This is a genomic window from Sporomusa malonica (assembly GCF_900176355.1).
GTDB classification, from domain to species: domain Bacteria; phylum Bacillota; class Negativicutes; order Sporomusales; family Sporomusaceae; genus Sporomusa; species Sporomusa malonica.
Genome location: NZ_FWXI01000011.1, coordinates 71,218 through 92,752, shown reverse-complemented (window position 1 = coordinate 92,752; position 21,535 = coordinate 71,218). Strand labels below are relative to the sequence as shown.

18 protein-coding genes are annotated in these 21,535 nt (G+C 47.5%); 4 read left to right on the top strand and 14 right to left on the bottom strand.

Features of this window, described 5'->3' with window-relative positions:
• Positions 1 to 209 precede the first annotated feature (209 nt).
• From B9A22_RS13810 to B9A22_RS13780, 7 genes are all read right to left on the bottom strand, one after another.
• The gene (locus tag B9A22_RS13810; RefSeq protein WP_084576320.1) at positions 210 to 953 is read right to left on the bottom strand and encodes a response regulator transcription factor; all 744 of its coding nucleotides are present in this window, start codon (positions 951 to 953) and stop codon (positions 210 to 212) included.
• The gene (locus tag B9A22_RS13805; RefSeq protein ID WP_084576385.1) at positions 928 to 2,775 is read right to left on the bottom strand and encodes a sensor histidine kinase; all 1,848 of its coding nucleotides are present in this window, start codon (positions 2,773 to 2,775) and stop codon (positions 928 to 930) included. The genes B9A22_RS13810 and B9A22_RS13805 overlap by 26 nt, the downstream gene beginning before the upstream one ends.
• A 132-nt stretch (positions 2,776 to 2,907) precedes the next feature.
• Positions 2,908 to 3,924 (bottom strand): TRAP transporter substrate-binding protein, encoded by a 1,017-nt coding sequence (locus B9A22_RS13800; RefSeq protein ID WP_084576319.1) that lies wholly within the window; start codon positions 3,922 to 3,924, stop codon positions 2,908 to 2,910.
• Positions 3,925 to 3,980: 56 nt separating this feature from the next.
• Positions 3,981 to 5,273 carry a TRAP transporter large permease gene (locus tag B9A22_RS13795; RefSeq protein WP_084576318.1) on the bottom strand — a complete coding sequence of 431 codons (1,293 nt, stop codon included), beginning with the start codon at positions 5,271 to 5,273 and terminating at the stop codon, positions 3,981 to 3,983.
• Positions 5,273 to 5,794, bottom strand: a complete 522-nt coding sequence (locus B9A22_RS13790) for a TRAP transporter small permease (RefSeq protein WP_084576317.1) — start codon at positions 5,792 to 5,794, stop codon at positions 5,273 to 5,275. Before B9A22_RS13790 ends, B9A22_RS13795 begins: the two co-directional genes overlap by 1 nt.
• A 120-nt stretch (positions 5,795 to 5,914) precedes the next feature.
• Positions 5,915 to 7,360: a UxaA family hydrolase gene (locus B9A22_RS13785; RefSeq protein WP_084576316.1), complete on the bottom strand. Its 1,446-nt coding sequence runs from the start codon at positions 7,358 to 7,360 to the stop codon at positions 5,915 to 5,917.
• A gap of 12 nt (positions 7,361 to 7,372) precedes the next feature.
• On the bottom strand, positions 7,373 to 8,854 hold the full coding sequence (locus B9A22_RS13780; protein WP_245823991.1) for a tagaturonate reductase: 1,482 nt from the start codon (positions 8,852 to 8,854) through the stop codon (positions 7,373 to 7,375).
• Between the two features lie 231 nt (positions 8,855 to 9,085).
• Here B9A22_RS13780 and B9A22_RS13775 point away from each other — a divergent pair, with 231 nt between their 5' ends.
• Positions 9,086 to 9,973, top strand: coding sequence for a DMT family transporter (locus B9A22_RS13775; protein ID WP_245823990.1), 888 nt, complete (start codon positions 9,086 to 9,088; stop codon positions 9,971 to 9,973).
• A 374-nt stretch (positions 9,974 to 10,347) separates the two neighbouring features.
• Positions 10,348 to 11,712 carry an NAD(P)-dependent oxidoreductase gene (locus tag B9A22_RS13770; RefSeq protein ID WP_084576314.1) on the top strand — a complete coding sequence of 455 codons (1,365 nt, stop codon included), beginning with the start codon at positions 10,348 to 10,350 and terminating at the stop codon, positions 11,710 to 11,712.
• Positions 11,713 to 11,766: 54 nt separating this feature from the next.
• On the opposite strand, the gene B9A22_RS13765 is transcribed toward B9A22_RS13770, so the two are convergent.
• Positions 11,767 to 12,453: an NAD(P)-binding domain-containing protein gene (locus B9A22_RS13765; RefSeq protein WP_084576313.1), complete on the bottom strand. Its 687-nt coding sequence runs from the start codon at positions 12,451 to 12,453 to the stop codon at positions 11,767 to 11,769.
• 290 nt (positions 12,454 to 12,743) lie between these two features.
• Between B9A22_RS13765 and B9A22_RS13760 the strand changes: the two genes are divergently transcribed.
• Complete coding sequence (locus B9A22_RS13760) at positions 12,744 to 14,129, top strand: PhoH family protein (RefSeq protein WP_084576312.1); 1,386 nt, start codon at positions 12,744 to 12,746, stop codon at positions 14,127 to 14,129.
• A 64-nt stretch (positions 14,130 to 14,193) separates the two neighbouring features.
• Here B9A22_RS13760 and B9A22_RS13755 read toward each other — a convergent pair whose 3' ends face one another.
• Together B9A22_RS13755 and B9A22_RS13750 are read right to left on the bottom strand one after the other, a co-directional pair.
• Complete coding sequence (locus tag B9A22_RS13755; protein WP_084576311.1) at positions 14,194 to 15,453, bottom strand: DUF445 domain-containing protein; 1,260 nt, start codon at positions 15,451 to 15,453, stop codon at positions 14,194 to 14,196.
• On the bottom strand, positions 15,450 to 16,688 hold the full coding sequence (locus B9A22_RS13750; RefSeq protein WP_084576310.1) for a DUF445 domain-containing protein: 1,239 nt from the start codon (positions 16,686 to 16,688) through the stop codon (positions 15,450 to 15,452). The genes B9A22_RS13755 and B9A22_RS13750 overlap by 4 nt, the downstream gene beginning before the upstream one ends.
• Positions 16,689 to 16,922: 234 nt before the next feature.
• Here B9A22_RS13750 and B9A22_RS25455 point away from each other — a divergent pair, with 234 nt between their 5' ends.
• Positions 16,923 to 17,096: a hypothetical protein gene (locus tag B9A22_RS25455; RefSeq protein ID WP_176215513.1), complete on the top strand. Its 174-nt coding sequence runs from the start codon at positions 16,923 to 16,925 to the stop codon at positions 17,094 to 17,096.
• Positions 17,097 to 17,132: 36 nt separating this feature from the next.
• Here B9A22_RS25455 and B9A22_RS13745 read toward each other — a convergent pair whose 3' ends face one another.
• The 4 genes from B9A22_RS13745 to ilvB form a co-directional block, all read right to left on the bottom strand.
• The gene (locus tag B9A22_RS13745) at positions 17,133 to 17,882 is read right to left on the bottom strand and encodes an ABC transporter permease (protein WP_176215512.1); all 750 of its coding nucleotides are present in this window, start codon (positions 17,880 to 17,882) and stop codon (positions 17,133 to 17,135) included.
• On the bottom strand, positions 17,882 to 18,811 hold the full coding sequence (locus B9A22_RS13740) for an ABC transporter ATP-binding protein (RefSeq protein ID WP_084576308.1): 930 nt from the start codon (positions 18,809 to 18,811) through the stop codon (positions 17,882 to 17,884). Before B9A22_RS13740 ends, B9A22_RS13745 begins: the two co-directional genes overlap by 1 nt.
• Before the next feature lie 559 nt (positions 18,812 to 19,370).
• Positions 19,371 to 19,559: a hypothetical protein gene (locus tag B9A22_RS13735; RefSeq protein WP_084576307.1), complete on the bottom strand. Its 189-nt coding sequence runs from the start codon at positions 19,557 to 19,559 to the stop codon at positions 19,371 to 19,373.
• A gap of 298 nt (positions 19,560 to 19,857) precedes the next feature.
• Positions 19,858 to 21,522, bottom strand: a complete 1,665-nt coding sequence (gene ilvB, locus B9A22_RS13730) for a biosynthetic-type acetolactate synthase large subunit (protein ID WP_084576382.1) — start codon at positions 21,520 to 21,522, stop codon at positions 19,858 to 19,860.
• Positions 21,523 to 21,535 lie beyond the last annotated feature (13 nt).

Below are 21,535 nucleotides of genomic sequence, written 5' to 3'. Positions count from 1 at the left end.
CGCCTATATGCAAAAAACGAGATTGCTTCACGTTGTTCGCAATGACGAGGGCTTATTTCCCAGTCATTGCGAGCGTCAGCGTGGCAATCTCGTTTCCCGGATTCTTTTTATATCCTAAATCACTGCTAGCCACTCAGGCCCTCTTGGCATCGGATTCTTGGACTACTCAATAATCCTGGCACTTGAGGCCGTCGTCACCAGCAGTTGGGCTACTGGTGACTGTGGGTTTTACGGTACTCAGACGGTGTCACCTGACAACTCTTTTTAAATATATTTGTAAAATAGGCCAAGTCAGAATAACCCAACCGCTCAGCAATCTCAGAAATCCTCAGGGTCGTCGAAGATAATAGGCGCTTGGCCTCTTTTAATCTGATCTGCGTCACATAGTCAATAAAGTTGATCCCTTGCTGCTGCTTAAATAGCTGACTCAAATAGCTTGGATTCATGTACACATGCTTGGCTGCCTCAGCCAGCGTTACCTGCCCAGGCGGCAGCGACTCAATATATTTCATTACCTGCTCTACAGGCGACAGATGCTTAGCTGGCAGCGGTTCCACTCTTTCCTGCTGCCTATTTGCTTTTTGCCGGCGCTCAAGCCATTTTGCCAAACACGCTGTCAACTTGTCCTCTTCGACCGGTTTTAAGAGATAATCAATCGCTCCGGCCCTGAGCGCCTGCTGGACACAGCTAAAGTCCTCGTTTACCGTAATAAAGATGACATCCTGTTCATTTCCAGCCTGCCTGAGCTGTTCCAGGAACGTCAATCCAGTCATAACCGGCATGGTAATGTCAGCGAGTACCAAGTCAGCCTGATTGGTCTTTAACCAATCTAACGCTTCCAAGCCATTGCTGCATTCTCCAGCCACCTTCACCGGCAGCCCAGTCTGTTCTACTGTCCACTTGAGAGCAGACCGTACCCATTTTTCATCATCCACAATAAGAATATGGTTCATGTTGGTCCCCGCCCTCTTCTTTCTTAATGAGTGGCAACTTGACCAGCACCGTAGTGCCTTGGCCAGGAAAGCTTTCAACAGTTACCCCATAATCGGGGCCAAAGAGGTTAACAATCCGGCGATGGACGTTGACAATCCCAATGTTAGCGCCGCCTGAAGTGATATCTTTATTAATAAGATCATGTTTAATTTTGTCCAACACGCTCTCGTCCATACCAACCCCAGTGTCAGCCACCCGGATAATGAGGTTATCTGCCTGCTGACATGCCGAGATTGTTATACGGGTTGGTTCAGGTCCATCCCCAACACTATGGACAAAACAGTTTTCAACTAAAGGCTGCAAAGAGAATTTAACAATCATCGTGCTCAGTGCCCACTGCGGGATATCAAAACAGTATTTAACGTTCTTATCAAAACGGTATTGCTGAATCTTAAGGTAAACAGTACAAAAATTAATCTCCTCGCGGAGTGTTACCGTCGGCGACACTGTCGTTAAATTATACCGTAAGAGCGTGCCCAGTGAGGCTGCCATAGCTGCAATATCACCCATATTCTGTTCCAGGGCCATGCCACGGACGGTTTCCAGTGAGTTGCAGAGAAAGTGTGGATTGATTTGCGACTGCAATACCTTAAGTTCCATTTCTTTTTGTCCTAGCGACATTTCGGTTTCCCGCAGCTTAGAAAAATATACCTCTTCCATAAGTTCCGAAAGTTTCTCAACCATTTGGTTAAAGCCATTGGTCAGCTGGCCAATCTCATCACTTGATTCAACAGGTAAACGCCGCGCAAAATCTCCCACCTGCACGTTTCTCATAAACCGCTGCAGCCGGCGAATGGGCCTGATAATCGTGCTGGCAAAACTGACTCCCAGCACGTAAGCAATAAGAAGAGTGATGACAACTGTCCAAAAAATGGTGGAGCCGATATGAGCTGTTCCTCTAAACAGCTCAGCCCGGGGGATGGCCGTGACAAACCGCCAGCCCAATGAAGATGAGTGATTTAAGATAACTACCTGGTCGTGTTCAGATAGAAAGGAGTTATCCTGTAGGGACAAGATACTCTCCAGGTTAAGGAATTCGGAGCGACGTCCCAGTTTAGAGCTGTCAGGATGGTATACATAGTGGCCCTCGGCATCCAGAATATAAAAAGAGCTCTTGCCAACACTGTTCACCTTGTCGGCAATATCCTGTAAGCGGCGAAAGTTGACATCGATAAGCAGCATACCAATAGGTTCCAAGGTGTACGGGCTATGAATCCTTCTGGCAATAGTAATCACAGGCTCCTGGTAATTATCCCATTTGATAATTCGGCTGACAAGCATTGAGTTGCCATTGGCCGGTACTGACGCGTACCAATATTCTTTTTCAAGCTCACTAGCAGGATATGGCCCCCGGTAGCCCAGGCTGTCAATGACGCCAAAACCATCAATAACTACTGCTACGCTCGAGATATCCGGCCGCGAATACGAGGTCGTCTCCAAGAGATCACGCACTGCTCCAACAAGCTCCTGGCGCTTAACACCCCCGGTCTCATCCCTTTTTAAAAAGCTGATCATATCGTGGTGGTTGAGTATTTTCAGCGAGTTTATCTCAGCATCTCTCAGGTAATATTCAATCTGCGTTTTGACCTGTTCATTGATCTGCCAACTATAGTTCCTGGCTTCCCCTTCTAGAATTGTTGATGACCGGTAATAAGAAATTACTCCGACTGCAATCATCGGGATGATAACGAGCACTGCTGAGAAAGTAAATAGTTTGGATGTCAGCAGTTGGTCTTTTAGCCAAATGGTTTCACTAATAAAATTGATAATTGATTTTATCATAATGGATAGGATTTCGCGGTAAAACTTTTTTATCCTGTTAAAAAATATGATTTTCCGCCTGGATAAAGGCAACATCGGCTGATAGATTAAAATAGGGAGCTGCCTCTCAGCAGCTCCCTATTTGGGTGGCTATTACTTGCGAGCTTGCTCGATAGCAGCCAATTCTTCTTTGTAGTTCTCACCATGCTTGTCAATAACAGGTTTAACGGCGGCTTGCCAAGGCTTCACGTCGGTAACTTCTGTAACCACTACGCCATTGGCTTTGAGCTTATCCATCGATTCTTTCTCAAATTTGCCCCACAGTTCACGTTGGGTTGTTACTGAGTCAATAGCAGCTTGCTTAATAATTTTGCGGTCTTCTTCAGACAGTTTATCCCAAGTCACTTTGCTGATTAAAAGCACTTCCGGTACCCGCTGGTGTCCATCAAGAATATAGTTTTTAACCGCTTGATAGTGGTTGGCAGTCAGGTAGCTGGGCGAATTGTTTTCGGCGCCGTCAATTACACCGGTCTGCAGGCCGCTAAATACTTCGCCATAAGGCATCGGAGTTGCACTAGCTCCCAGGGAGCTAATCAGATCCATGTTGATCTTATTTTGCTGAACGCGGATTTTGAGGCCTTTCAGGTCTTCAACCTTAGTAACTGGCTTCTTGGTATAGAAGCTGCGGGAACCAGAGCTATAGTAAGCCAGGCCCTTCATTTTAGATTTTTCCAGACCGTCAAGCATTTTATTGCCGGCTTCACCGCTAAGGAATTTCCACATATGAGCGTCATTATCAAAAATATATGGCAGGGAGAATACGCCAAAAGCTTTGTTGAATTCAGCCAGTGGTGAGGAGCTTACGCGAGTAAACTCAATGGCACCCAATTGTACTTGCTCAATAACAGCCTTTTCTTCGCCAAGCTGAGAGGATGGGAATACCTCAATTTTGATGCGGCCTTTGGTGCGTTCGTTGACCAGTTCGGCAAACTTCTTGTCACCCAAGGTAGTGGGGTAATCGGCCGGATGAGTTTCCGCCAAACGGAACGTGTACTTAGCTCCTTCGGCTTTCTTTTCAGCCGAGCCGGTGTCTTTTGAACCGCAGCCAGCGAAAAGCGAACCGGCCAGCATCAAAGACAGAACACCAGCAATCAGTTTCTTTCTGTTCATTATTAATATCCCCCTTAAATAATGTTGGGATGAATCCCCTTAGGTAAGACACTGGGTTACTTAAACATATTAGGAAGCCACATAACAACCTGCGGAACATAGGTGATGAGGAGCAACACTAATATCATAGCATAAAAGAATGGCATCATAGCCTTGGTACCTTGCGATAGTGTTACGCCGCCAATAGCACAGCCAACGAAAAGTACCGTCCCGACCGGTGGGGTCAGCAGTCCCATGCCGGCGTTAAAAATGAGAATCAGGCCAAAGTGTACAGGGTCAATACCAATGGCTGTACACACAGGCAAAAGAATCGGAGTCATGATAAGAATCATGGGGGCCATATCCATAGGTCCGCCCAGTATCAGAAGCAAAACATTGATGAGCATCATGATAATGATAGGGCTATCTGAAACAGTCAAAAAAAGTTCGGTAACAAGCATAGGTATTTTCAGGTAGGCCAACACCCAACCGAAAGCGGCCGAAGCAGCGATTAAGAAATATACCATCAGCACAGTACGGAAGGTACGTTTAAGCACCGGAATCATCGATGACAAAGGAGCCTCGCGGTATACACCGAAAGCGAGAATGAAGGAGTATAACGCGGCCATGGCGCCAGACTCAGTAGCAGTAAACCAGCCGGAGATAATACCACCAAGTATAACAATGGCTGGGGATAAGGACAGAATGCCATGAAATAAGATGCCAGGAACCTTTTCTTTCTCTATTGGATCGCCTTTTTGATAGCCGCGTTTGCGGGCAATGATATAGGCAACAGTCATAAGCGTACCAAGTAAGATAAACCCAGGAACAATACCTGCCAGAAACAGACTCTTAATTGAAATGCCACCAGCTACTATAGAATACAGAACCAAATTATGACTAGGCGGAACGACAACCCCTTGAATGGCTGAGGAAATTGTCAAACCTACTGAGTAGTCGGCGTCATAGCCTTTTTTCTTCATCATCGGAATCATTACCGATCCTACTGAAGAAGCATCTGCTACCGCTGAACCGGAGATGTTGCCAAAGAACATACAGGCGACAGAGTTAACTAGTGCCAAGCCGCCGCGAATGCGGCCAACGAGAAGGTAAGCCAGGTTAACCATTCTGAGGGCCAAGCCGCCTTCACCCATAATTTGTCCGGTAAGGATAAAAAACGGAATCGCTAACAGCGAAAAACTGCTGATCCCTTGAATCATTTGCTGACCGAGCACGGCAAGCGGCAACTCCACGTAAATCATAGTGAGCATGGTGGAAAAAGCCAACACCATGGCTACCGGAAATCTGAGGACCATTAATGCGATAAAGGTTCCAACTAAAATCATAACTGCTACTGCTTGCTGCTCCATTATTCCTCACCTCCCATAGCGCCGCTCATTTCAACCTCATTGCCTTTGTGGCGTTTGGTATCAAAACCGGCTACCTGCAGAGCAGAATAGGCACAAGTCATAACGCCAGTTACAGGCATAACAACATACAGTACACTGTTCGGGAGCTTAGTGGCTGCCAGGGTCGATTCGTGCATCATGACGGTAAATTCCCAACCGTAAACAATGAGATACACGCCGAAGGCAAAAATAGAGAGTCCAATAATCTTATCGAGAACACGGTTAACCATATCAGGCAAAAAAGCAGTAAAAGAGTCCACACCAAGATGTAAATCCTCACGAAAGCCGATAGCCATACCCATAAATGCGAACCAGACCAAGAGCAGCAGCGTCATCTCTTCCGACCAGAAGAATACGAAATTAAAGAGTTTTCTAGTCATAACCTGAGTGATAACAATAAGAATCATGCTTGTAAGGCCTAAAAGCGCAATACTTTCAAATAGAGTATCTATAGCCAGGGCAATTTTTCTGAGTGCCTCCACGTCATCCCTCCTTGCAATAGTAATTTAATTAATTCAGTAGGGTTCTTTGTATCATTTTACTGTTCTTTCTGAATATTTTGTATGTTTATTTTTTAGGGAAATTTGTGTTTTTTTTAGGTGTTATAAAGTCACGCCATTCTTAAATATAGCGATTTCTCTAAAACCCATGTGTTCGGCTTTGGTCGGCTTACCTGAGGCCACTTCCGCAATATAGCTAAAGAATTGATCAGTAAGCTGCTGCATACTTACACCAGTAAGCAGCTGCCCGGCATCAAAGTCCATCCAATTGGTTTTGCGGGCAAACAGTTCACTATTAGTAGCCACTTTAACAGTAGGTATGACGGTGCCAAGCGGCGTGCCCCGCCCGGTGGTAAAGAGGATGATATGGCAACCGGCTGCAGCCAAAGCGGTAGCGGCTACCATGTCATTACCAGGCGAGCTTAAGAGTGTCAGACCCTTTTTAGTTACCTGGCCGGCATACCCAATAACATCTGTCACCTGACCGGTACCACCCTTTTGCGTGCAGCCGAGCGACTTTTCTTCCAGTGTGCTGATGCCGCCTTGCTTATTACCAGGTGAGGGGTTTTCATAAATCGGCTGGTTATAATTCTTGAAGTATGCTTTGAAGTCATTAATCAGCTGTACTGTCTTGTCAAATACAGAAGAGTCAACAGCCCGATTCATCAGAATTGTCTCAGCGCCAAACATCTCCGGCACCTCGGTCAGCACAGTGCTGCCGCCGCAGGCCAGCAGCCTGTCAGAGAACGCGCCGACCAACGGATTGGCCGTGATGCCGGAGAATCCATCAGAGCCGCCACACTTAAGACCAATGACCAGCTCTGATACGGGACAGACCTCCCGGGTAAATCCGGAGGCATATTTGACAAGCTCACCTAAGAGTTCAACGCCGGCGGCAATCTCGTCCTCAACCTCCTGCGCCACCAAGAACTTTACCCGCTCAGAGTCATAGTCGCCCAGCACTTTTTTGAAGTCAGCGATGTAGTTGTTTTCACATCCTAAGCCGACAACCAGCACAGCCCCTGCATTGGGATGGCAGACCAAGTCAGCCAAAATACGCTGGGTACTGTTATGGTCATCCCCTAACTGGGAACAGCCATAGGGGTGAGTAATCTCAAAAATACCATCTACATTAGGCGTGTCTTTAAACAAAGCCGTGGCCTGCTGGGCCATGAGCCTGATGTTCTGATTAACGCAGCTTACTGTGGGAATAATCCATACTTCATTACGTACGCCGACTTGCCCACTCTGACGGCGATAGCCTTGAAAATCAGGGCACTCGCGCGTCGTTTGGACTGACGCAGGTGCAGGCTGATATTGGTATTCTAGAATGTCCCCTAAGTTGGTCTTGATGTTATGGGTATGAACCCAGTCCCCGGCCTTGATATTAGTTGTCGCGTGACCAATAGAGAAACCATACTTAATGATGTGCTCACCAGCAGGAATATCTGTGAGCGCAACCTTATGGCCTCTGCCGGCCTGAGCCCCCTCGGCAGGATGGAGAACAACGGCAACATTATCCTTCTCATGAATTCTTAGCTGTGACAACTCAATCCCTCCTTAGTAGACAAGCTGCTCAACTGCAGCCTTCATGCCGTGAGCTGTGATGGTGTAAAGGAAACCGCCGGTCTTGGCTGTAAGCCCTTCCACCTGCGTTAAATCCTGCCCCCACAAACCAGTATTGGCCAGTACCTTTTCAGCAACCTGACAGGCCGCTTCAGGAGAGCCGTCAAAGCCACCCCACACCTCAGCAAAAAATTCAAGTACAGGCACATCGTCTTTCATGACAAATTCTCCTTGAGCGCGGCAGGCTTGCATCCCGGCACCATCGACTTTGCCATCTTTATATACGGCAATCAGGGCAGCCAGTGAGAAGGTCAGCTTTTCCGGCAATTTGCCATGGCTGGCGTGATAGTCCAGGATGGAAGGCAGCACTCTGGCCTTAAACTTAGAAGAAGAATTCAGGAGTATGCTCAGGAGATAATGTTTAATAAACGGATTGCGGAACCTGTCCATTACACTTTCCGCAAAATCAGTGAGCATGGCCTTATCCAATTGAATGGACGGCACAATTTCATCAAAAATGATTTGCTGTACATATTTACCCATCACCTCATGCTCCATCATCTCACCTACAGTGTCTAGGCCGTACAGGAAAGCGGCCGGTACTGACGAGGTATGGGCGCCGTTAAGAATCCGCACTTTGCGAGTCCGGTACGGACTCATGTCATTGGTCCAGATCACGTTAAGGCCAGCCTTGGCGAACGGTAAACGCTCGGCCAGATGCGCCGGTCCTTCAATAACCCAAAGGTGGAATAACTCACCAGTGTCGAAAATAGCGTCCTGGTAGCCTAATCTATGCTCAAGCTCTTTGATTTCGTCGCGCGGATAACCTGTCACCACCCGGTCTACAAGGGTGTTAAGGAAGTAGTTGTGCTGCTCAACCCAGAGTTTAAACGCTGCTGGCAGCTGCCATGCATCAGCAAACTGCAGTACCACCTTTTTTAGGTTGTCGCCATTGCGGTCAATCAGCTCACAAGGCAGGATTACCATACCCTTGGCTGAGTCACCGTTAAAATGTCCGAAACGGTGGTAGAGATACGCAGTCAGCTTACCGGGGAAAGATACCGGTGGCTGATTTTCCTGCCTGTCAGCCGGATCGTAAGCAATGCCGGCCTCGGTAGTATTACTAATGACAAACTCAATATCCGGGTTTTCAGCACAGGCGATACACTCTTCCCATTGGCCGTAGGGGTTAATACAGCGGCTTACGGCGCTAATGATTTCTTTTTCTTCATATGGCTGGCCGTCTTTAAGACCGCGCAAAAACAATGTGTATAAACCATCTTGTTCGTTAATCTGTTTTGATAAGCCTTCAGCTATGGGCTGCACCAGCACGGCCCTGCCGTTAAACAACTCCTGCTTATTCATTTGATGAATCATCCAGTCGGCAAAAGCCCGCAAGAAGTTACCCTCACCAAATTGGATGACTCGCTCTGGCAACACGGTTACCGGATGAAGCTGGCTGTTAAGTTTACGCATTACCGTACCCCCCATTTTTATTTTGCAGTTCAGTTACCAACTAAACTAAACTCGCATTATTCTATTTAATTGTATCGGCCAGACAGGTTCAATGGTACAACGCTTTTTTTATAATATTTTGTGTTTTTTTTGGTTTACGATAATACAGCCTGTTTACAGGTTGCCTCCGACTGATTAGTCATGGTACTATCTGATAGTAAAATGCTAACACGACACTAAAGGAGACTCTCTGTGAATAAGCGTATAACCCTCATGATGGTTGCCGTTGTTTTCCTGTGGGGCATCAATGTAGTTATGATTAAATCTTTAACCAATTATTATCCGCCACTTGCGCTAGCTGGCATCCGCATGGTTCTGGCAGCTATCTTTTTGCTTCCGGCCATATTCTATCCTGACGGCTGGAAGCCTGTGCCCCGTGCTGCCTGGGGACCCATCTGCGGTGTGGCGCTGTTTAATATATTTCTCCACCAGATCACTTTGTCATTGGGTATTAATGCTACCAGCGCCACCCATGCCTCACTGTTACTGGCGCTTAATCCGCTATTCACCACACTGGCAGCCAGTCGAGCTGTTAACGAACCGCTTACTTGGAATAAAGCGGCTGGTATATTCTTAGGGCTTAGCGGAGTACTGTTCATTGTCACTAACAAAACAGACGCTGGTCAGGCGACACTGATTGGCGATGGTATAATGCTCGCTGCCATGCTTGTTTATGTTGCCGGCTCGCTTTGTGTCAAAAAAGGCGCTCAATATACCCGCCCGCTTGTCATCACCGTGTACAGCCATTTAATCGCTGCTCCTTTCCTGGTTATGCTGGGACTAATCGTTAACCCTGTCTGGGTGTATGAAGGGGCCTTTCAGCCGTGGCCAATTGCCATCTTGCTCTTTTCCAGCTGGTTCAGCACAGCCTTAGGCGCAGTACTATGGAACACCGGCATTCACCACATCGGCGCTTCAACCGCCTCGCTGTTTTTGAACGGCCAACCGGTAGTCGGCCTGTTTGCGTCAGCACTGTTTCTAAATGAGCATCTAGTATGGCAGCATTATCTAGCACTTATTCTGGTACTTATGGGTGTCAGCCTGGGAACAGGCGCACTTGCCGCTTGGCGGAAAGCATAAAGTAGACTTAGCTTCAGTGGGGTTTTAACCCCAGCTGAAGGTTAGTCGCCCTTATCCAGGGACTTAGCCGCTCTTAACTCCCACTTGCAGAAGATGGGAGTCTTAGAGCGGGTTAGTCATCGGATAACAGAATAAAGAAGGCCCGGAAGCATTATTAAGCTTCCGGGCCTTCTTTATTCTCAATCCCCGTTGGTAAAACAGTTATTTCGTCAAATTTCTTCTATTTCCAACTTGATTCGACATTTATCTTTTGTTACTATTGTAGCACACGGCTTTACATAGTTGCGCCATTATCCTTAGAAGAACACTTAATAACCACTGTATTAATTGAGGATGTATTATTAACACTAAATGAATAAGGAGGGACGGGTCTTATGGCTGATGACAATGGAAAAGTAAATACCCCACTATCCTTTGATGAACCTGATGATAGCTTCACCCCCCGCGCGGCCATTGCCGAAGCCAAGCGGTGCCTAAACTGCAAAAACCCGGTTTGCCGGACAGGCTGCCCGATTGAGCATGAAATCCCCCAATTTATTGCTGCACTGGCTAAAGGCAATGTCGGTGAAGCCAGCACTATTATTGCCCGTCGCAGCAATCTCCCTGCCGTATGCGGTAGGGTATGCCCGCATGAAAAACAGTGTGAAGGCGCTTGCATACTGGCGAAAAAAGGAAATGGCATCCGTATCGGTAAGCTCGAACAGTTTATTGCCGATTTTGATTCTGAAATGGAACTCACTGCGCACACTCCGCCCAGTAAGTTTGTAGGTAAAGTAGCTGTTATTGGTTCTGGTCCGGCTGGGCTTACTGTGGCTGGCGATCTGGCCAAAGCCAGTTATGAGGTTACCGTTTTTGAAAGCCAGGCAGAGCCTGGCGGTGTCTTAGTCTATGGCATTCCTGATTTCCGTCTGAAAAAAGACGTTGTTAGGCGGGAAATTCGGCGTATTGAACGCCTTGGTGTCAAATTTAACACAGATATTCTTGTTGGGCCTGATATTACGGTTGACGAGATATTTGCCGAAGGCTATGACGCTATCTTCATCGGCACAGGCACTGCCTTACCCCGTACGCTTGATGTCCCTGGCAGAGATTTGCCGGGTGTTCTGCAAGCCAGTTACTTTCTGCAAATGGTTGCATTGGCCAGAGCTGACAATGTTGACCGCCGTGAGGTTCCGGTTCAGCTTGGCGATAGAGTCTTTGTTATTGGCGCAGGCAATGTAGGCATGGATGCCGCCCGTACCGCCATTCGTCTAGGTGCAAGGGCCAGTGTTGTTTATCACCGTACCGAAAAAGAGATCACTGCCCTGCTTTCCGAATACCAGCAAGCAAGGGAAGAAGGCGTCGAATTCATCTGGCTGGCCAGCACCAAACAATTTCTTGGCCAAAATAAACTGACCGGTCTCGAATATGAGGTTATGGAGATTGACAACGATAAAGAGATCCGGGGAACAGGACGCTTAGAGACGATCAATGCCGATAAGGTGATTCTCGCAATCGGCCAACGTCCGGCTGCAAGAATTGTCTCAACAACCACCGGCATTCAGGTCAACGAAAAAGGCTATGTTATTACCAAAGATCGCCCCTATGGCATGACTACCAGGCGCGGCGTCTTTGCCGGCGGCGATGTAGTCCACGAACCGGCCACCGTCGTGCTGGCTATGAAGGAAGCCAAAAAGGTAGCCCAAGGGATTGCGCTCTATATTGAGGCAAAAAAATTATTAGAAGAATGTGGCGAATAATAATAAAGGCCGTTGAGTCCCTATGTGAAGGGGTTCAACGGCCCTCTTGTTTTCCTATTTCATCAGTTTAGACCTTATGGCCCGAACAATCTCCCGAGCAAATGGACCAAGGTCATCGTCGGCGTAGCCTTTCAGTATGCCGGCAGCCACCTGACGAATTGCACTTTTAATTACATCGGCGTTGGCGTAGGGCTGGCAGCGCAGTGTCTCTTCAATTAACACGGCAGCCGTAAGCGCTTTTTCGGCGGCCTGGGTATTAATGTAGGTAACACAGTCAGACTGACCCAAGATAATTTTTCCAACTGATGCCAATATCTCCTGGGCCAGTACAGCCAGGTCACCGGGACGCTCATCCACAATAATAACAGGCTCAGCCCCCAGAGCCATCTCTCTTGCCTGGGCGACAAATTTAGCCCCAATGCATCTAACTTGTGGAGAGGCTGTTACCGCCAGCGCGTGCGTAGCTACGTTAGTAGCTACATTAATAACATTAAGCGGCCGCCCCATCTGATTAAAGTCCTTAATCAAGCTAATGACTTCCCTGTCAGGCACAACCAGGATAATTGTGCCCAGGCCGGCCAGCTCTTCGAGGCTTGCTGCTGCCTGAACCCCCAGCTCCTGCGCAACAGCCTGCAGCTGTTTTTCATTGTGGTCAAAAATTTTTAGATTGACGTGACCAGCCAATTTTCCTGTCAGTACTTTACCCATGCGCCCTACGCCAATCAAACCAACCTGTTTCATCTCAGCCACCTCATCTAATAAGGTTACGTTCCCTCCCTGTCACTCATACAATGCAGTATAATCCTTTGTAATATATTCCCTTGACTGATAAGTGGTGCAGACTAGCAAGCTTGTTTATAATTTAACACCTAATTAATAATTTACTAACATACTCGCACCTAATCACCAGTACAATTAGTATATACAGGGGATTGCCTTAACCAATTTTCCGTGGCCTTAGTGATATGGAAAAGAAGGGGGATTGCTTTGTTACACGACCGTGATGTCATACTTGAGGGGGCCATTATCAAATGATCAAATGTTATGTACTTGATACCAATGTCTTGCTCCACTCACCCAACGCTTTGTTCGCCTTCAATGAGCATGTAATCGTTCTCCCAGAAGTGGTGATCGAGGAACTGGACCGTTTTAAGAAGGAAGGCAGTGAACGTGGTGCCCATAGCCGTCACGTCAGCAGACTTATAGATAAGTTCCGGGTACAAGGCAACTTGTTAGAGGGTGTTCCAATTAATGAGTTTGGCGGGGTACTCAGGCTTGAGGCTAACCATACCTGTACCGAAATGCCAGCCCATTGGGACAGAGAAAAAGGGGATAACCGTATTCTCCAAGTATGCAAAGGGTTAATGGAATCAGGCCATCAGGCTATTCTTGTAAGCCGCGACACCAATATGCGGGTCAAAGCATCCATACTTGAAATCCCTGCAGAAGACTTCCGTAATGATAAAGTCGCCAGCATTGAACAGCAGTATACCGGCCGCCAGACAGTATACACCTCCAGTGCGGTCATTAACGAATTTTACAGCGATGATGTTAATTGGCTAGATCCTGTAAAGCTTTCTGCCTATGATGAAAACGCTGGCCTAATGGCCCCAGCCCAATTTGTTACAAATCAGTTTCTATTAATAAAATCGACCGATAATGCCCGCCATACTGCACTCGGGCGGTTTGATGGGCAAAAAATCGTCCAACTTAGATACCGGAGCCGAAATCCCTTTGGGGTAACACCAAGAAATGTCGGCCAAATATTTATGCAGGAATGCCTCATGATGAGTGCGGAAGAAGCACCACTCGTAATAATCAAAGGGCCTGCCGGAACTGCCAAAACGTTTTATTCCCTAGCGGTAGGACTCTATAAACACATGGACTGCCGTCCCAGAGAATACCATCATATTTTAATCTGCCGACCCCATTGTATGCTTGACGAAGGTCTTGGGTTTCTTCCAGGGACAGAGTCTGAGAAACTGGAACCATATATGAGGTCAATAAAGGATAATCTATTTACCTTAATGTCTGGCAGCTCGCTAACCGATGATAAAGATGTTGCTCAAACTGAGGACACTGTAAGTATGATGTTTGAAAAGGGCATTATCCAGACTGAGGCGTTAGCCTATCAGCGCGGCCGTTCTTTACAAAAGTACTGGGTTATGTTTGATGAGATGCAGAATTCTACCCCCCGCCAGGCAAAAGCTGTACTAACCAGGTCAGGACAAGGTACTAAAGTCATTATGCTGGGTGATCCGGCACAAATTGACAACCCGCTTTTAGATAGTCAGTCAAACGGGCTCAGCTATGCTAGCGAAAAAATGATCGGCTCTAAACTCTGTTATCAGCTAACCATGCTGCACGAAGAATGTGAGCGCTCGCCGTTAGCCGCAGAAGCAGCCATGAGACTATAGGTAAAAGAGTCCCAGCGTTATATATGCTGGGACTCTTTACATTGCTGCTGAAAGGATTAAAGGGTTACAGCAGTGTCTTCAAGGCCACAAGCCCCAGCCCTGCCACACCGCCAACAATGACACCATTAATCCGAATCCATTCAAGATCTTCACCTGTCTTTTCTTCAATAAAGTGGCTAAGATCTTCGTCAGAAAGTTTCTGTAAAGCACGCCTGGCCACCCTCCCGACAAGGTGATGTTCGTTGTCAATTATGTTAGCAGTAAGTACCTTAACGTAGATCTCAGCCTGCCCCTGGATATCATGGCTCGTTTTAAACCATTCCCAGCAGCTTTCACCTTGGTCGGCCAGCCAGTCTGCCACATACTGGCGGTGAGAAGATGGTTGGCTAAGTACAGTCAGTGCAGAATGAACCAAGGCCGTAAGCGGCTCATTTAGATTTACTCGGGTAAGCAAACCATCCTTCCAGTCATTTACTGCCTGCTCCCACTCAGGAGTTTCCAGCCTTTCGGCAACTACTGTAAGCTGCTCTGCAAACCAATGCCATACCAGATGGTCATCATCCATAAGTTCATCTACCGTTTTAATTAGCTCCTGCTGCAGCGCATCAGCAGCATCTGGCAGATTAATCCCATCAATGGTTTCCATGAAACCCGTAACTAGTGCGGATAGCCAGTTCTTCTTGGCTGTTTTCTCTTTTATCTGTTCCAGGTATAGAAAAATGATATCCCGGGTTTTTTCCTCGCGCGCTAGTCTGGCAAGTTCGCTAATACATGCCTCATAGATGTCTCTCCCTTTACCTTGAGCCAAAGACCAGCGAATGGCGGCGGCCGCATGGGGAGCAGCTAACTGACGTTTAAGAACAAGCTTAATCACACGTTCCGTATATTTAACAACAAGTTCAGGCTTAATTGTCTTTACCAGCTCATCAAGCAGTTTATCAGCTGATTGCCTGGCAAATGGTCTAATACTGATGTTTTCAGTTTGCGCAATCAATTTATTGAGAATGTTGGCCTCGACCAGCCGTGCCTTTATCGACTCTTTGCTTAGGAATTCTTGCTCAACAGCACTAGCTAACCCCTCAATCAGGCGGTTACGGTTCCGTGGGATGAGCGCGGTATGATAAGGAAAACCGAGCGGGCGGCGAAATAGCGCCGTTACGGCAAACCAGTCAGCAACGCCGCCTGCCAAACTGGCTTCGGCTATGGTGAGCAGCGTCGCCGCATACCAGTTCCCGGGATAAGCGTATTTTAGTGCCAGGGCAACGGCAAATAGACCGGCAGCCGCTGCCAATACCTGATTAGCCCGGCCCTTGAACCCCCTCATGGCTCCACCCCTAATGCATAGGTTATTAAGAACAGACCTATGCCGACAAAGCCGCCGACAATAGAACCATTAATCCTTATCATCTGCAAATCGTCCATTACCTTGGATTCAATATAGTCTACAAGCTCTTCGTCGCTAAAACTGCTCAGGTAACTGGCGACAAGCCGGCCAATCTCACCATGATGCTGATCAACCCACCTAACCAGCCAGTCAACTAACAAGGCATCAAACCGTGCTTGCCTGTCCTCATCGGCTGTCAAGTCACCCACAAGTTTTGCAGCCTGTCTCAGCATCCACTTAGATAATCCACCGACCATTTCCGGATGATCGGCAGGAAGCTCTCCCAGGCTTTCTATTAGTTTTACAACCTGCAGCCGGAGCGCTGCTTCCACCTTTTCCCCCGCCAAAACATCTGTCTGTAAGTCTTCGGCAAGTTTGACCAGTTGACCGATAACCCGCTGGCGCAAGTGATGGTCCCGCCTATATAATTCTTCCATAAAATCAGCCGCCTGTTCTTGAATCAGGCCAGCAACAGTTACTGGGTCAAGGTTTAGCAGGTTCTCCAATATCCAGCCCATCAGCTTATGCTGGTTTTGTTTAGCTGCATAGGCGTTAAGGGCGCTACTGTACATAGTAGCGATAATCCCTGTCATGTATTCTTCCTTAAACATCTGTTTGATTTCGGTAACACCAAGGTCGATCAACTCATCAGCAAAACCACTGGTAAGCGACCAGTCAAGGGCTTGACCTGCCAATGGCGCCAGCTTCACCTTATCTTCGTGTTCTGTCAGCAGCAGCTCGAACGCGGCAGCCAGTGTAGCGGCATCGATGGTGTCAACAGTTTTTTGGACAAACCTACCGGAAATTGTGTGCAGCTGCTGCCTCGACTCATCCTGGGCGGCGTAATGCAGAGTCAGGCGGGCTAAACCAGCCTGATTCAGCGTTTCTCTAATATTATCAGCAGTTAGCAGTTCTTCTTCCACCATAACAATAATGGCCTTAAAAAGACGTTCACGGTTTTTGGGAATAATGGCGGTACGGTAAGGTATCTGTAAAGGCTTTCTAAAGAGGGCCGTCACAGCATACCAATCAGCCAGACCGCCGACCATAGCAGCACTAAAACCACTGGTTAATAGCGCGCCCCAGAAGGTATGCTGATAAGGATAGCTCACAAAAAAACCGGCTGCTGCTGCGGCTAAGGTTGCTGTTGCTTTATAACGATTGTTAGCCATCATCGGTTCACCTTCTTGTTTTCTAGTGTTCCACAGTCAACCTGGACTAAACGCCCAATTGTTATCCCATATATTGAAAGGGGCGCCTTAGAGAGCCAATTTGTAAGACTGAGAGACATGTACTCCTACAATAAACCGGTACTCCCTGTCACTCTTGTAGGCAGCTTGACATAGACTTTGCTATCAGGCACTACTCAAGGTACAATTGAATGAAACTATTGTGAAGGGGTTGAGACAATGTCTATTATTCGCTGGTTTTGGCATGCAATTACGGGGTGCCCTGAGACTGATTTAGACCATACTATGTATGGCACAACTCATTGCCGCACCTGCGGGCGGGTTACTTTTATCTCAGACACTCTCCCCAAAATTAACCGGCTCAAAACACCAAACCGTCTTAGCTATCGCTAGTAACTGCCCCGGTTGCGCCGGGGATCTTACATAAAGTTACACAATCAGCCGTTTTGTCATCAACCTTATCGCAAGCGGCATCAGCACTATAGTAATCGCCAAAAGCACCCCGGCATGCACCAGCAGGCCGGGGTTTATGTTTCCTAATGCCATGGCCCGGCACACCTCGACACTATGATAGATGGGATTAAACCAAGCTAGCACCTGCGCCCATCCAGGCATGGAGTTGATCGGGAAAAATACACCTGAAAACAAATATGACGGCGTCAAAAACAAAGTGATATAATAGTTGAATTTATCAATATTGTCGGTTACACCGGTATAGCATATCGCTAAGAGCGAAAACGTCAAACCAGGAACAACGAGAAACAGTGGAATCAAGAGCGCCCACCAAGACTGGACTTGACCAAGAGCAGTTATCACGATCAGGATGACCACCCCAAACAGCATACTTTTAAAGGTAGCATATAGAATATCACCTGCCACAATGTCGCGAACAGTAACCGGCCCAGCCAGCATAGCATGGAAGGTCTTTTGATAGTGGAGCCTGATGAAACTACCATACGTACACTCAAACGAGGCTGCAAACATAGCTGATGAGGCTACCATCCCTGGGGCGATATACTGAAGATACGTCAGACCGTTGATATCCTGAACAAACGTCCCCAGGCCATACCCCATGGCAGTAAGATAAAGCAGCGGCTCAATAAAGTTAAACATAATGTTAGAAAACCAGATCTTGCGAAATACCGCCATATGGCGGGCAAAAATTTTAAGAATACCCATTATTCACCTTCCCCCACACCGGTAAGCTTCAGAAATACATCTTCCAGATTAGAAGGGCGCAGCAGGCAGACCTGCTTTGGCAGGCCCCACCCCTCCAGACTATGCCAAAGAGCTTCGCCATCAGCAGCATATAAAAAGAGGCCGTCAACTACCCGAACTGCCTCGCCGCCCCAGGCCGCTACTTTTTCCTCCAGACCATCAGGTACTTGGGCCAGCGGCAAATGCACCTCAATCACATAAGGCAAGACACAGCGCTCAATCAGTTCACGTGGGCTGCCTTTGTCCAAAATAATACCTTCATGCATAACAACAAGGCTATCGCACAGCTGGACTGCCTCCTCCATATAGTGGGTCGTAAGGATAAGCGTTACCCCTTCTGCCTTTAAACTCCTCAGCTTTTGCCAAACAAGATGCCGTGCCTGCGGGTCAAGCCCAGTCGTCGGCTCATCTAAGATAACAATGTCCGGGCGGTTCATTAGCGCCCGGGCAATAACCAGCCGCCGTTTCAGACCACCTGACAAGCTTTCAATACCACTATTTTCTTTATCTTCCAGCCCCATAAACTTAAGCAAATCGTTGCCACGCGCCCTGGATTCGGCACGGCTTAAACCGTAAATGAAGCCATATACCTCCAGGTTTTCAATGACTGTCAAATCATCATCAAGATTATCTTCCTGCGGCACAACACCCAATCTACCTTTAATTTCCGGTGGTGTCAGCCTGACAGGCTGTTCAAACAACCATAGTCCGCCTTCCTCAACAGTAGACATGCCATATATCATGCGCATGGTTGTTGTCTTTCCTGCGCCGTTGTGACCTAAAAAACCAAAACACTGTCCGGCTTCTATAGTAAATGAGATGCCCTTAAGCGCCCGAAAATCGCCATATGTCTTGCCCAGATTTTCAGCCCGTACAACAGTTGCGTTCATAGTATCATCCTTTCAAAAACAAAAGCAGTTGTATCTATATGATACCACTGCAATTACAGTTTGTCTTTACCGCTACCCTTTAATGCTTGTATTTACAGAGTTTTTATCCTTTTTTACTGCTTGTTATTCTTTGCTTTTTATCATTGCTGGCGATGCCGGTTAAGAGTAAGAACAAACGTTTGCAGGTGTAAAGAGGAGATAAATGAAAAAAATCGCCCACCCCGAAGGACAGGCGACTTATGACACAACCGATCTCTAAGCGGGCGGCACTTTAGATTAGTTGTGACTTTTACTACGAATAAACTATGTTAGATTGAGCTACAGTCATCATTGAAGCAAAAGAACAGTAAAATTATTATAATGATAATTATAAAACAGCTACCATTATTGCCTCCGAAACCACCAAATCCATTTCCCATAAGTATGCCTCCTTTTACATAGTGGGTACATTACATACTATGATTTTGTGGTGGTTTTGTGCAGCGTCCATTATAAAAATAACCGGATCCTTCCCTTCCGTCCTCGCTTGTCCACCATCACGCCAGCCGGAATCCCCGGCTTACTTGTAAACTTCACGCTTTATACGCTGACCTAGTTTCTCTTCCATCCGTTTGACTGCTGACTGGGCAATAGTCCGCTTAGAATACGTCATCTTACCTCGGCATTGGGCGGCATAATGCATAGCAGCCGGCGTCAGCGGTACAATGCAATATTCCTTACCGGCGTCAATAATGGCGAATTGAGGCACAATTGGCATCCTCCTTACGCTGCAGGTTACGCTCAGCTTTAAGCTGCTTGGCGAGCTTGCCGGCAACGATCTGTAATAACATATTCATTTCATTGCTAAAGTGATACGGTTTTACCGGATCGTGCGCTAACTTGCAATAAAACATTATAATATTTATTGTAATACTCCACCATCAGCCATAAAAACAAAAGCCTATAATCCCAATAAACTAATGCTTTACAGGATTATAGGCCATCTTTTTATACAATACCACTGCTCTTGTAAAAATTCACCATAGTATGAAATTTATCTAAAACTACTACTTAACGTCAACATATGCATCCATAGCACCGCCAGGAGCAATCATCGGGGTAACCAGGTCAGCGGTGGCGATATTAGCGACAATGAGCGAAGGCCCCTGCTGCTGCCACGCTTCAGCAAATGCCTGGCTAAACTCGTCTGGGCTGTTTGTTATTGCCGCAGGAATACTAAAAGCCTTAGCAAATGCCGCGAAGTCCATTGGCATAGGTAAGAGTGATGCCGAGTAACGCTGATTAAAAAAGCAGTGCTGCAGCTGTCTGACCATCCCCAGACTGTTGTTGTTAATGACAATTGAGAGTATCGGCAGCTGTTCTGCAGCTATTGTATACAGCTCGCAGCCAGTCATCCTCAGTCCGGCATCACCCACAATGTGAATGACCCGTTTGTCAGGTCTTGAGAGCTGCGCCCCTAAGGCTGCCGGCAGTCCAAAGCCCATAGCCCCCAAACCGCCTGAGGTCAGAAAGCCGCGCGGACTCATAACCGACAGGTACTGTGCTGCCCACATCTGGTGCTGACCAACATCAGTAACATAGATGACCTCTTGCTCTGCTACCTGCCTGTTCAATTCAGTCATAACCCATGGCGCCGACAGCTCATTACCAGCAAATACCTCGTCATACTCTGCCTGCCAATCCCTGATGGTTTTCCACCATCCTGATAATTCTCCAGGTTTCACAGCCTGAGTAAGCTCTGCCAGGATACTATTCATCTCGCCAACAAGCGGCACAGCCGCATCGACATTTTTATGCACTTCAGCTGGATCAATGTCAATATGAATAATCGTTTTGCCGTCAGCATAGCGAGCTCTATCGCCTGTTACCCGGTCATTAAATCTACTGCCGGTAACAATAAGCACATCGGCTGCATACACGGCGTGGTTTGCCTGCTTAAGCCCATGCAAGCCGGTCATCCCTAAAAGATTTGGGTGATTGCCAGCAATAGCGCCAATCCCCATCAATGTAGTAACTACCGGCAGGCCGCATTGCTCCGAGAACTTAATAAGCGCCGGCCCGGCGTTGGCGTTGATACAACCGCCTCCGGCAATAATCAGTGGGCTTTTAGCAGCACTGATCGCAGCCGCCGCTTTGGTAATCAGCGATGGCAGATTAGGCGATTGCCGAACAAGCATCTGGTGGGGAACCTCGGCATCAATATCGGTAAAGTCATGCTTATTCATCTGAAGATCGCGGGGAATATCAACAAGCACTGGACCAGGCCGCCCAGACTTAGCGATAGCAAAAGCGCGTCGCAGAGTATCTGTCAGCTTGCTGATATCCTTAACCAAGAAGTTATGCTTGGTTATCGGCATAGTAATCCCGGTAATATCAATTTCCTGAAATGCGTCTCGGCCAATCAGATTGGTTTGTACCTGACCGGTAATGGCTACTACTGGTACAGAATCCATAAAAGCAGCCGCCAGGCCGGTAACCAGATTGGTGGCACCAGGGCCAGAGGTAGCAATACATACCCCCACCCGGCCGCTGGCTCTGGCATAGCCATCAGCTGCATGGGCGGCTCCCTGCTCATGCACAGTCAGCACATGGCGAACAGGCGAGCCATACAGCGCATCATAAAGGGGTAGAATTGTTCCACCCGGGTACCCGAATACCGTGTCTACGCCCTGCTTAACCAGGCACGCGACAATCGCTTGTGCACCTGTCATGAGCATAGTTTAT

What these genes read in the sequence shown, in the direction of transcription:
- B9A22_RS13810 (WP_084576320.1), bottom strand. Translation starts at nt 953, where the DNA reads ATGAACCATATTCTTATTGTGGATGATGAAAAATGGGTACGGTCTGCT.
- B9A22_RS13805 (WP_084576385.1), bottom strand. Translation starts at nt 2,775, where the DNA reads ATGATAAAATCAATTATCAATTTTATTAGTGAAACCATTTGGCTAAAA.
- B9A22_RS13800 (WP_084576319.1), bottom strand. Translation starts at nt 3,924, where the DNA reads ATGAACAGAAAGAAACTGATTGCTGGTGTTCTGTCTTTGATGCTGGCC.
- B9A22_RS13795 (WP_084576318.1), bottom strand. Translation starts at nt 5,273, where the DNA reads ATGGAGCAGCAAGCAGTAGCAGTTATGATTTTAGTTGGAACCTTTATC.
- B9A22_RS13780 (WP_245823991.1), bottom strand. Translation starts at nt 8,854, where the DNA reads ATGCGTAAACTTAACAGCCAGCTTCATCCGGTAACCGTGTTGCCAGAG.
- B9A22_RS13770 (WP_084576314.1), top strand. Translation starts at nt 10,348, where the DNA reads ATGGCTGATGACAATGGAAAAGTAAATACCCCACTATCCTTTGATGAA.
- B9A22_RS13765 (WP_084576313.1), bottom strand. Translation starts at nt 12,453, where the DNA reads ATGAAACAGGTTGGTTTGATTGGCGTAGGGCGCATGGGTAAAGTACTG.
- B9A22_RS13760 (WP_084576312.1), top strand. Translation starts at nt 12,744, where the DNA reads ATGATCAAATGTTATGTACTTGATACCAATGTCTTGCTCCACTCACCC.
- B9A22_RS13755 (WP_084576311.1), bottom strand. Translation starts at nt 15,453, where the DNA reads ATGAGGGGGTTCAAGGGCCGGGCTAATCAGGTATTGGCAGCGGCTGCC.
- B9A22_RS13750 (WP_084576310.1), bottom strand. Translation starts at nt 16,688, where the DNA reads ATGATGGCTAACAATCGTTATAAAGCAACAGCAACCTTAGCCGCAGCA.
- B9A22_RS25455 (WP_176215513.1), top strand. Translation starts at nt 16,923, where the DNA reads ATGTCTATTATTCGCTGGTTTTGGCATGCAATTACGGGGTGCCCTGAG.
- B9A22_RS13745 (WP_176215512.1), bottom strand. Translation starts at nt 17,882, where the DNA reads ATGGGTATTCTTAAAATTTTTGCCCGCCATATGGCGGTATTTCGCAAG.
- B9A22_RS13740 (WP_084576308.1), bottom strand. Translation starts at nt 18,811, where the DNA reads ATGAACGCAACTGTTGTACGGGCTGAAAATCTGGGCAAGACATATGGC.
- ilvB (WP_084576382.1), bottom strand. Translation starts at nt 21,522, where the DNA reads ATGACAGGTGCACAAGCGATTGTCGCGTGCCTGGTTAAGCAGGGCGTA.